Source organism: Flavobacterium marginilacus (genome assembly GCF_026870155.1).
Classification (GTDB): Bacteria; Bacteroidota; Bacteroidia; order Flavobacteriales; family Flavobacteriaceae; genus Flavobacterium; species Flavobacterium marginilacus.
In genome coordinates this window covers 1,453,517-1,465,518 of the sequence record NZ_CP113975.1, presented here as the reverse complement: position 1 = coordinate 1,465,518, position 12,002 = coordinate 1,453,517, and the positions used below count along the sequence as shown (strand labels likewise).

At 34.0% G+C, this 12,002-nt stretch carries 9 protein-coding genes and 1 pseudogene; 7 read left to right on the top strand and 3 right to left on the bottom strand.

Going from position 1 to position 12,002, the window contains the following annotated elements; genetic code table 11:
• Window positions 1-10: 10 nt before the first annotated feature.
• The 3 genes and pseudogenes from OZP07_RS06380 to OZP07_RS06370 form a co-directional block, all read right to left on the bottom strand.
• Window positions 11-631, bottom strand: a complete 621-nt coding sequence (locus tag OZP07_RS06380) for a hypothetical protein (RefSeq protein ID WP_194642155.1) — start codon at window positions 629-631, stop codon at window positions 11-13.
• A gap of 296 nt (window positions 632-927) precedes the next feature.
• Window positions 928-2,597: pseudogene (locus tag OZP07_RS06375) on the bottom strand (IS1182 family transposase).
• A gap of 100 nt (window positions 2,598-2,697) precedes the next feature.
• Window positions 2,698-4,863: a TonB-dependent receptor gene (locus OZP07_RS06370; protein WP_281637685.1), complete on the bottom strand. Its 2,166-nt coding sequence runs from the start codon at window positions 4,861-4,863 to the stop codon at window positions 2,698-2,700.
• A 221-nt stretch (window positions 4,864-5,084) separates the two neighbouring features.
• Here OZP07_RS06370 and OZP07_RS06365 point away from each other — a divergent pair, with 221 nt between their 5' ends.
• The 7 genes from OZP07_RS06365 (at window position 5,085) to OZP07_RS06335 (ending at window position 11,998) form a co-directional block, all read left to right on the top strand.
• Window positions 5,085-5,543, top strand: coding sequence for a DinB family protein (locus tag OZP07_RS06365; RefSeq protein ID WP_281637684.1), 459 nt, complete (start codon window positions 5,085-5,087; stop codon window positions 5,541-5,543).
• An 11-nt stretch (window positions 5,544-5,554) separates the two neighbouring features.
• Entirely contained in the window at window positions 5,555-6,013 is a 459-nt protein-coding gene (locus OZP07_RS06360; RefSeq protein ID WP_194642152.1) for a YciI family protein, read from the top strand.
• Between the two features lie 117 nt (window positions 6,014-6,130).
• Window positions 6,131-6,520, top strand: coding sequence for an SMU1112c/YaeR family gloxylase I-like metalloprotein (gene gloA2 / locus OZP07_RS06355; protein ID WP_281637683.1), 390 nt, complete (start codon window positions 6,131-6,133; stop codon window positions 6,518-6,520).
• A gap of 118 nt (window positions 6,521-6,638) precedes the next feature.
• Window positions 6,639-7,916: a chloride channel protein gene (locus OZP07_RS06350; RefSeq protein ID WP_281638457.1), complete on the top strand. Its 1,278-nt coding sequence runs from the start codon at window positions 6,639-6,641 to the stop codon at window positions 7,914-7,916.
• A gap of 8 nt (window positions 7,917-7,924) precedes the next feature.
• On the top strand, window positions 7,925-8,530 hold the full coding sequence (locus OZP07_RS06345) for an HPP family protein (protein ID WP_194642149.1): 606 nt from the start codon (window positions 7,925-7,927) through the stop codon (window positions 8,528-8,530).
• Window positions 8,531-8,666: 136 nt separating this feature from the next.
• Complete coding sequence (locus OZP07_RS06340; RefSeq protein ID WP_194642148.1) at window positions 8,667-10,310, top strand: S41 family peptidase; 1,644 nt, start codon at window positions 8,667-8,669, stop codon at window positions 10,308-10,310.
• Between the two features lie 41 nt (window positions 10,311-10,351).
• Window positions 10,352-11,998, top strand: coding sequence for a S41 family peptidase (locus tag OZP07_RS06335; RefSeq protein ID WP_281637682.1), 1,647 nt, complete (start codon window positions 10,352-10,354; stop codon window positions 11,996-11,998).
• Window positions 11,999-12,002: the final 4 nt, after the last annotated feature.

Sequence of the window (12,002 nt, the reverse complement as noted above, 5' to 3'; positions counted from 1 at the left end):
ATTAGTTTTACTATTTACAGTTTTTCTGGGCTTCCAGTGCTCTTTCCAATCCCCATTTTGGAGAAAAAGAAGTTTCGGGTTTAAAAGTAGCAAAAAGTTCGACAGCTTTATCAACCTGAACGCACAATGGTTTAGTGTCTACACCTGTCCATTTTGCGCCTCCCAGCTGATAATCAGCTTCACCAAAAACAGCTCTTGGATTATTTGGGTTTAATGATTTTGCCTTAGCATAATTCTCCATTATCTTGCCCGAATATTTTTGAGCGTTAGTCATTGGATCCTGCACAACCCACGCTGTATAAAGCAAAGCCTGTAATACATATAACTCTGAATTGCTTTGATCTTTTATAAATTCAACATCCAGAGCATCCTGCGCCTTTGTCAATAATAATTCAATTTTAGATTTGTCCTTTTCTGTAAAAGCTGATGTTGTGTTCACCAAAGCAATATAATAATTTGGCAGCCAGCTGTTTTTTTCAGCAGAAGCAACTCTTTCAAACATAGCCGAAGCTTCTGCATTTTTCCCTTCTTTCCAAAGCCCAAAAGCTTTGCCCATTCCTTGCTCAAATTGTGTTTGAGCGGCTAATAAACTGCTGATAAAAAAAACGATTGTAGTGATAATTTTGGTCATGATATTTAATTTTTAGTTATTAATATTTTTTTTAATTAGTTACTTTTTTTGATGATTGAAACGATTATTAATTTATAGTCCAAATGTATTTCAGTTCTGACGGTTTAAAAATTTTAAAGTACCCAATTGTTGATTTTTGAGGATGAATTGCGGTAGAGATGTTGCACTGCAAAGTCTAACACAAAGAATATTTATAATTATGTCGAATTCGAACGTTGCGAATGCGTTTCCGTTCAAATATTGCGAAGGCATTGCGTTCACGTTGCGAAGAGGCTGTCCGAAAAGGACAGCTTTTTTTATGCTGCAAATTTCAGGAATCGATTTTGGGTTGGTTGATTAATGAAAAAATATTCTGTTACAGTATTTAAAAAGTGAATTTCGACTTTTATAGCTCTATTTAGAACTCTGAAGGAGATTTTTAGATGAGTTTTCGACGCATCATTGTTCTTTGCTATCATTTTTCTGAAATTATGCCCGATAGCCATCAATAGAAATTCCATTTCCACTTTTTCGATGCTTGTGAAAGTAAACCGGCTGAATTTATTGTTGTTTTTTAGCTGTCCGAATACTGCTTCAACTTCTATTGGGCGTTTGCTTCGGTGTTCGAGTCCTTTTTCGCTCATGAGCAGCTCTTTGGCCTGAGCCCTTAATTGGTTCAGGCGGTGGTTTACTTCTATTGTTCTGTTTCCTTTGGCTTTATGGCACAAACTTCTAAGTGGACATCCATCACATCTTTTTGCTTGATAATAAGATACTTGTGATTCGTATCCGTTGGCCGATGTCCGTTTTCCACTGCCAATGTTTTCCATTCTTTGTCCCATTGGACACACATAAAAATCCTGCTGTATATTGTAGAACAAATTCTGGACAAGAAACGGATTGTCCTTCATTTTTTTCTTCTGTTCTTTGTGAAAATAATTATACTTTACATAGGCCGTTATGTCTTTATTTTCAAGCATTTCGTAGTTTTCTTCGCTTCCATAACCAGCATCGGCTACAACTGTTTTGCTTTGTTTTTGATACATTTTTTCAAATTCCTCCAGATGGGATTTTAAAGTCGTAGTGTCGTTAGGTGTCTGATGAATGGTTACATTGGTAATGAATTGATTTTCAGTAGAAATCTGAGGATTGTATGCAGGTTTTAACTGTCCGTTTTTCATATGGTCTTCCTTCATTCTCATAAAGGTAGCGTCAGGATCTGTTTTGCTGTAGGAGTTTCTATTGCCTAAAATCACTAAATCTTTTTCGTATTTTTCAAGCTTTGGCAGGTGCTCTTCCTGAAGCTTTTCAAGCTCTTTGGTTATCTTCTTGTTGGGCTCTTTGAGTTTTTTATTGAGTTCTGATAATTTTTCTTTCAGCTCTTCCGAGTTTATTTTTTTGGTAATTCTTCCTTGTTGACTTCTTGATTATCTGATAAAATACTGTTTTCGATATCGGATAAGATGCTGTTGATTTTTACTTCGAGTTTTTCTTTGTATTTCTCTATAGAACCCCGCCAGACAAAGGTGTATTTGTTGGATTTGGCTTCAATTTTTGTTCCATCGATGTATTGGATATCCAGACTGACATAGCCCATTTCCACAAGCATTTTGACTACTTCTGCAAATAAATCTTTGATGTTTTCTTTTAGAACCTTTCCTCTAAAATCGTTGATGGTTCTAAAATCAGGGGTTGAGTTGCCTGAAATAAACATAAAATGAATGTTCTCGGTGAGTGCTTTTGCTATTTTTCGGCAGGAATAAGTGTTGCTCAAATAGCTGTAAAACAAAACTTTAAGCATCATTCTGGGATGATAAGCCGAGGTCCCTCCTCCTTTATATTTTTTAAGTATATGGCTTATATCCAATGAATTGACGACCTTGTCCACTAAGCGGACAGGGTGGTTTTCTGAAATTTTATCAAAAATATTTATCGGAAAAAGTTCCGGTGTATTGATCGATTGCGATTTAAATATTACTTTAGCCATTGCTCGTTTTTTGTGCAACTCTAAGATACTATTTTAGATTAAAAACAGCAAAAAAAAGGCTGTCCTTACTTTTTGGACAGCCTCTCTACAGTTGAAAAATTTATAAATTTTTCAACTGATTATCATTTTTATTCTGGCTGATGGTCCAGAAAAAACCAACAAAAAAGAATCTATCTGCGGTAGGTGTAACGGCTTGTCTGTTATAAACACCATTTGCATCGGGTAATTTTGCATAATCGTAACCGTAAACATTTTGGCTTCCTAAAACATTCGAAACAGAGAAATAAAGAATTTTTTGTGTAGTCAGTAAATAAGCCCAGTTAAAACTCAGACTGTTGTATGATTTTGTTTTTCCATTCATAAATTTTGTCTCATTTGGATTATTATAAGGCCTTCCTGTGCTGAAACTATTCGTGAATCCGATTTGTGATTTCCAGTCGGTGATAAAATATTTAGTTACCACAGACAAACTGTTATTGGCTATAAAACTTGGAGTCGCCATAGCTGGAAAATTTTTATAATCTCTTTCAGAATCAATGTAGGAATACGAAATCCAGTATTCTAAGTTTTTATATAAATTACTGTCTCTCCAGAACAAATCCAGTCCTTTTGCATAACCAGAACCGTTATTGCTAAAAATAGAGTTGTACTGAATATCTTTCGTATCATATTTAACCAAATTACTGTAATCTTTATAATACACCTCTGCTCTAAAGGTCTGGCCAGGTTTTGTAAACTGGTAATTCAGGATATAATGACTTGCCTTTTCACTCTCAAACTGATGGTATTTTGAATATTTGATATAATCAGCCACAGGAGTTTGTGTAAAATCTCCGTATGCAAAGGAAAACTGGCTGTTTTTAGAAACTTTGTAAGCGACTGAAGCTCTTGGAGCAAGATTGGTTTCATTTAACAAATTGTTGTTAGAAAGCCTCAAACCAACCTTTAAAGCTAAATATTTAGAGAATAAAATATCTCCTTCGGCATAAAAAGCTGCAATGTTTGAATCGTAGCCATTTGAAACTTTAATATCATTGTTATTATCAAAATCTTCATTGAATTTTGTAATAAAGTAGTCTGCCCCAAAAGACAAATTAAAATAGTTCGAAAAATGTTTTCTCAGCTTTAGTTTCAATTGTGCAGCATTTTCATCGCTGTCTACATCATTTGTATTGTACTTCACTTTATTATTATTGTAACCATAACTAATTCCAGAAGTTAAATTCCAGCCTGTACCTATAGTTCCGCTGTATGAAGCATTCAGATAGAAATTATTATTGTTTAAATTGGTTCTGATTTTTTCTTCGAAATTTATATTTTCCTGATTCAAATCGAATTTAGATGAATCAAAAGCGGCATATAATTTAAATATTCCGTTCACAAAATGATAGCGATATACTGTTTCACCAGACAATGATTGGTAAGGACTATTCCAATCTACATTTTGAGGAATTACTGCCTGATAAGGTGCCAGATTGATGTACGCAGTGTTTACACTCAGTGAGCTTTTTTTCCATTTCTGAGTATTTCCTATGCCTAAGCCAACAGTCATTAAGGAAATATCTGTTTTATTCTGATCGGGCTCGTCCTGTGTATTCAAAAGCAAAACACTTGATAAAGCCTCGCCATATTCGGCAGAATATCCTCCTGTAGAGAAAGCAATTCCGCTAAACAAAAAAGGAGAAAAACGGCCGCGTGTCGGCAAATTATTGGTCGATGCACCATAAGGCTGTGCGACACGAATACCATCAACAAAAGTCTGAGTTTCGCTGGCTTCACCCCCTCGAACAAATAAACGTCCGTCTTCGCCTACAGTCTGCGTTCCCGGCAAAGTCTGCAAAGCAGCAACAATATTTCCGGCCGCACCTGCAGTTGTTACGATATCTAATGGTTTAAGAACCGAAACTCTGGCTTTATTACCAGACTCTAATGTCCCCGCAGTAATAACAACCGCATCAAGAGCATTTACATTCTCACTTAGTTTAATAATCTGATTTTTAAAATTAGCAACATCTATTTCCTGTTTATAGGTATCGTAAATCAAAAAACTTACTATCAAAAACTGATTTCCTGTCGAGGTTGTCTCAAAAGAAAATTCACCAGTTTCTGAACTCGTTGCTCCATCATACGTCCCGTCGATGTAAATATTAGCTCCCGCAACTGGCTTTCCTTTTTGATTGGTGATTTTACCCGAAATAGTATTTTGAGCAAAAATAAATGCCGTTGTAAATAAAAATGCAATTGTAAAAAGTAATCTGGTTTTCATACCTGTTGAATTTATTTGATTTTGGTCATCTATGTTATCGCTTTTTAAATATTTGCATACGCAGTTTTTTTGCAGCGATTTCATACTGTTGATTTTGATGAGACAAATATATTTTAACAGATTTAGTTAAAAAATATTTAAAAACCCAACTGTAGAAATTCGGGGATGAGTTGTCAATTAGTTATTTGTATCTTAGCTATTAATTGCAAAAAATCATTGATATGTCAGAAAGTAAAAGAATTTCAAATCTATATCAATCCATTTACAATGGAAATCCATGGCTTGAGGTGACTTTAGCAGATACTTTGAAAGATGTACCCGCAGAACACGCTAACAGAAAAATCAATCCCAATCTGAATACCATTTGGGAAATCGTTAATCATCTTATACAATGGAGAAAGAACATTTTGAGACGCGTCCAGGGAGAAACAGTGGTAACACCGGATCATAATTATTTTGTCCCTGTGATAGATCCGTCCGAAGCTGCTTGGGCACAATCGCTCCAAACTCTGGCAAAATCGCAGGAATCGTGGAATGTTTTTTTTGAAGATTTTGATGATTCTGATCTGGCAAAAGTATATCCGGCAAATAATCACACGTTTTACGAACACATACACGGAATTATACAGCATGATGTGTATCATTTGGGGCAGATTGTCATTTTAAAAAAACTTCTCTAAGACTAACTTTTATGAAAAAACAGATATTAATTGCCGCTTTTCTATTCCTCAATTTAGCAGGTTTTGCGCAGGAAACCGATTCAAAATATGATGAAAAACTTGCCAAATCCTTAAATGCTGACGAATACGGAATGAAAAAATACGTATTCTGTATTTTGAAAACAGGAAGTAATACAACCGCAACCACCGAAGAAAAAAGCAGTCTTTTCAAGGGACATATGGCCAACATAACAAAACTGGCACAAGAAGGAAAACTTGTTGTGGCCGGGCCATTCATGAAAAATGACAGAAACTACAGGGGGCTTTACATCTTTAATGTTGCTACAATCGAAGAAGCCAAAACGCTCGTCTCAACCGATCCTGCTGTAAAAAGCAATCTTCTTGAAGCCGAATTAACACCTTGGTACGGTACTGCAGCCTTGCAGGAAACTGTCAAGATTCATGAAAAATTAGCAAAAACCAAATTATAGTTTTAAAATAATGACAGCAGGTTCGCGATTTTATCTGATGGATTATTTTAAAAAAAAATAGCACTAATCATCTGTGAATCCTGAGCAGAACCTTAATTTCTAATATGACTCATTTACATGATTAACATAAATAAAGTACACCACATTGCTATAATTGTTTCCGATTATTCAAAATCAAAAGAGTTTTACACTGCTGTTTTAGGGCTTACTGTCATTCAGGAAGTCTATCGTGAAGAACGGCAGTCTTATAAATTGGATCTGGCTCTCAACGGCGATTACATCATAGAATTATTTTCGTTTCCTAATCCGCCAAAAAGAGTTTCCAGACCAGAAGCGGCCGGATTAAGACATTTGGCATTTGAGGTAACTGATCTGGATGAAACTGTTGCTTTCCTGACTTCTAAAAACGTTGAATCAGAACCTATACGAATTGACGAAATGACCCATAAAAGATTTACTTTTATCGCTGATCCAGACGGACTTCCAATTGAATTTTACGAACAATGAGATTCCTAATTTAATAATTTTAACATTTTAAATAACAGTTTTTATTCTTTGATAATGGATTTGATTGCCTAAATTTGCGAATCTCATAAAAGCGAGATTCAAAAAAACTTTCCTTGTGATGAATAAAACGGCTCAGATCAAAAAAAATCATCAGCTCATTAAACTCCGAAAATTAATTATAGTTTCCATTTTAATAGGCTTTCTTTCAGCCTTTTTAGGGATTTCATTAAAAAAAATTACGGAGTATTATGAAGAAATCTTTTTTCATCAGGTTACAGTAAATCCGATTTTTTACATCTTATTCCCTGTTTTTGGACTTTCGGTAATTTATTTTTTAAGACAATACCTTTTTAGAAAAAAAGAAAACAAAGGCATTAAGGAAGTTTTTGAAAGTACTCAGTCAAAATCCAAAAACCTGCCGACTTATAAAATTCCTTCACACTTTATAAATGGCATATTGACTGTAATCTTTGGCGGTTCCACCGGAATTGAAGTTTCTACTGTTGTCGCAGCGGCAACAATCGGTTCTGTAGCCCAGCAAAAAGAAAATGTCTTCCGCCAGTATAAAACAGAATTAATCTGCGCCGGAGTTGCTGCCGGAATCACAGCTCTATTCAGCAGTCCTATTGCCGGAATTTTATTTGCAGTCGAAGTTATTTCCAGAAAAGTTACCCGAGCTTTTATCATTTCAAATGTAATTGCTGTTGGGATTGCCTTCGGTTTGATTTCTATATTAAAAGAAGAACCTTTATTCAGTGTAGCTGTTACAGCCTGGCATTCAAAAGCGATTCCTTACTTCATTCTTTTAGGAGTTTTGGCTGGATTATATTCCGTTTATCTTACCCGATGCGTACTGTTTTTTAAAACCCAGTTTTCAAAAATCGAAAAACATTATTATAAAATCTTATTAGGATCAATTGTTTTAAGCGTTTCCTTATTCATTTTTCCACAGCTGTACGGAGAAGGCTACCACTCGCTAAAAGTTATTTTTGGCGATTCTGAAATTCCGTTAACAATAACTTTGGCACTCACATTTGCTGGAATATTAATTTTAAAACCAATTGTAACATCGATAACGCTGGCTTCTGGCGGTGATGGCGGTGTTTTTGCTCCCAGCCTTTTCATTGGTGCGTTTTTGGGTTTATTGCTGGCTTCTATTTTGAACACTTTTTTCAACACAGAGGTAATTCCGGTCAACTTTATGATCGTCGGAATGGCTGCAGTACTCAGTGCCAGTATTCACGCTCCTTTTACAGCTATTTTTCTGGTTTGCGGATTAACGAATGACTATACTTTATTCATTCCGATTTTGGCTGTCTGCCTGATTTCAAAATACACCGCAAAAAAGATTTATCCATTTACAGTTTATAGTTACTCACCAAGTTTAGCAAAATAACCACACACATGCCTGTCCAAAAAATAAAGCGAACCTATCGCAAAACTAAATATATCCTTTACAAAGAGACTTTAGTTGATTATAAAGAGCAGTTTTGGTCATTTTTAGGTTCCTTCGTTGGTATTGGAATTCTAGCTTACATTCAGTCCATACATTTCAAAGGAAACGATGCGGTATATTTAATTGGATCTTTCGGAGCTTCGAGCGTTTTGGTTTATGGCATTATCCAAAGTCCGTTTTCACAGCCTCGAAATTTAGTCGGAGGACATTTAATTTCAGCACTGATAGGCGTTACAGTTCATAAATTTGTACCCGATATTATCTGGATAGCAGCGCCTTTGGCTGTTTCATTTGCGATAATTTTGATGCAGATCACAAAAACCCTTCACCCTCCCGGAGGAGCAACTGCGCTGATTGCTATTATTGGTTCTGACAAAATAAAAGCTTTGGGATATATGTATGTGTTCTCGCCGGTTTTTATTGGCGTGATGATTTTACTTCTCACTGCCTTAATTTTTAACAATATGACTCCGAGCCGTTCCTATCCAAGCCACAGTACTTACCACAAACATTATCATAAATTAAAAAAGCGTTTAAGCAAAAGACAAAATTAAATTTAGACTGCTGATTAAATCACATATTAATTTAGAATCTCTATTCTCAAAAATCTTCTGCAATTATATTATTGTTTGATATTTAAAATGCTATTTTTGGTAAAAGTAATCTCACTTTAACCAGAGCCTCCTTTAAATGAAAAGCAAAATTTTCCTATTATTATTATTAATTGTTGTACAAACTGCATTCAGCAGCAATATTACTGAAAACCAAAAACTAGCCGCGACCTGCAAAATTTGGGGCTTTCTTAAATATTATCATCCAAATGTTGCTGATGGAAGTAAAAACTGGGACGAACAGCTTTTTACAATCCTGCCTCTAGTTGAAAATGCCAAAACTAAAGAAGAGTTTTCATTGGTTCTTGAAAAATGGATTGCTTTGCAAGGAGAAGTTAAAGCGTATGAAGCCACAAAACCGGATTCAAAAGTCGAGTATTTTACTAAAAATTTAGATTTAAAATGGCTTGATGACTCCAAAGTATTTTCTAAAACACTTTCAAAAAAACTAAGATTTATTGAAAAAAATAGATTTCAGGGAAAGCAATATTATTATACGATAGATCCTTATGTAAAAGTTACAAACGAAATTAAATATCCAGATTTTAAATGGACAGATAAAAATTTACGCCTTTTAACATTCTTTCGATATTGGAATTATGTAGAATATTTTTTTCCTTATAAATATCAGATGGATCAAAAATGGGATTTAACATTAGAAGAAATGATGCCAAGATTCAATTCTTGTGAATCTGAACTGGATTTTCACTTAGCATTCAAAGAGCTTACTGTAAAATTAAACGATACGCATGCCTCTCTTGGAACAGGTAAAATGTTTGAAAAATTTGGAAACAAATTCATACCTGCAGTTGTCAAAATTATTGATGAAAAAGCAGTCATTACGAGTTTACACAATGACTCTTTAGCAAAAATAAGCGATATCAAAGTTGGAGATGCCATAACTAAAGTTGACGGAAAAACAATATCTCAAATCATAAAAGAGAACAGTAAGTATGTAGAAGGATCTAATGAGCCTGCAAAATTCAGAAATTTTTATTGGACAATTTTTAACGGAAACACAGACACCTTAAAAATAGAGTTTATTAGAAATGGGAAAGTGGCAGTCAAAACAATAAAACGTTATCCCTATCAAAATTTAAAAATCAAACAGAAAGAAAGAGAAACTTTCAAGATTATAGAAAACAATATTGGATACATCGATATAGAAAATCTTAAAATAACTGATCTGCCTATAATTTTTAGTCAGCTAAAAGATTCTAAAGCTATTGTTATTGACCTTCGTAATTATCCTCAAGAAGACTATATCGAGTCTGCTCTTGCTGAATATTTAAATTTCGAAGAAAAAGAAGGTGCAAAACTTATTGATCCAGATTTAAATTATCCTGGCAGATACATTTGGAGAGAAACTCAAAAATGTGGAAAAACAAATCCAAATAATTACAAAGGAAAAGTTGTTTTACTAGTTAATGAGCATACGCAGAGTCATGGAGAACACGCTGCAATGTTTTTACAAACAGCACCTCATTCTACCTTAATAGGAAGTCAGACAGCTGGTGCAGATGGAGGCGTATTTCAAATAGAAGTAATGAAAGGAATAAGAACCCAAATAACAGGTTATGGCATGTTTTATCCCAACAAAAAAGAAACGCAAAGAATAGGAATTGTTCCTGATATTGAAGTGAAACCAACAATCAAAGGAATTCAAGAAGGCAGAGACGAAATTTTAGATCGTGCCTTGCAATTTATTGAAACTGGAAAATAAACACTAAAATCATCAAAGTTATAAATATCAAAACAAACAAAATGAAAAAAACAACCTTATTATTTCTTCTGCTTCTTACGCAAATTACATTCGGCTACAACAAAATTACCAAAACTCAAAAACTAGCCACAACCTGCAAAGTGTGGGGATTCCTTAAATATTATCATCCAAATGTTGCTGATGGAAGTAAAAACTGGGACGAACAGCTTTTTACAATCTTGCCCGAAGTTGAAAAAGCACAAACCAAAGAAGAATTTTCATTAGTTCTAGAAAAATGGATTGCTTCGCAAGGAGAAGTTAAAGCGTATGAAGCCACAAAACCGGATTCAAAAGTCGAGTATTTTATTAAAAATTTAGATTTAAAATGGCTTGATGACTCTAAAGTATTTTCTAAAACACTTTCAAAAAAACTGAAATTTATTGAAGAAAATAGGTTTCAGGGAAAGCAACACTATGTTCAATATGGTGCGCATGATGCTTCGCTTTTAGAATTTATTAATGAAGTAAAATATCCTAATTTTAAATGGAGCGATGAAAATTTACGCCTTTTGACTTTATTTCGTTATTGGAATTATGTGGAATATTTTTTTCCATATAAATATCAAATGGATCAAAAATGGGATATTATCTTAAATGAAATGTTACCAAGGTTTATTGCATCCGAATCAGAAATCGATTTTCACCTTGCAATTAAAGAACTTTCGGCGAAACTAAATGATACTCATACTTCATTTGGAACCAATAAAATGTTTGACCGTTTTGGAGACAAATGGATGCCTATAAATATTAAGATAATAGATGAAAAAGTTATTGTAACTGGTTTTCAAAATGATTCTTTAGCAAAAATAGATGATTACAAAATTGGAGATGTCATTACAAAAATTGACGGAAAAACAATATCGCAACTTATAAAAGAGAATAAAAAATATGGAGAAGGCTCAAATAAAAGTGCAGTACTGGATAAACTTTATTGGCTTTTTGTCATGGGAAAATCAAATATTGGTGAAATTGAATTTAACAGAGATGGAACTACATCTATTAAAACAATAAAACGTTATCCCTATCAAGATTTAAAAATTCAATTTAAAGAGAAAGAAAAATGGAACGTTTTGACAGACAATATCGGCTACGTAAATATGGGGGATCTTACTGAGGCTGATGTTCCACTGATGATGGAACAACTAAAAAACACGAAAGCTATTATTTTTGATATAAGAAACTATCCACAGGGAACTAATTATGCTATTGCAGAATACTTAAATCCAGAACCCAAGGAATTTGTTAAATTTATAGAGCCTGATTTAAGTTTTGCAGGCAGGTATATTTGGAGGAATGGTATTGAAACCTGCGGAAAAATTAATCCAGATTATTACAAAGGGAAAGTAGTTCTTTTAGTAAATGAAAAATCAATTAGTCATTCAGAATATACCGCAATGACTTTACAAGTTGCCCCAAATGCAACCATAATTGGCAACCAAACTGCAGGAGCAGATGGCGCAAATACAAGATTCGAAATAATTAAAGGACTTCAAACTTCCTTTACCTGTTATGGTGTTTTCTACCCTAATAAAAAAGAAACACAAAGAATCGGAATTGTTCCAAATATTGAAGTAAAACAAACTATCAAAGGAATTCAAGAAGGCAGAGACGAAATTTTAGATGAAGCAATTCGTTTCATAAATAAATAATACT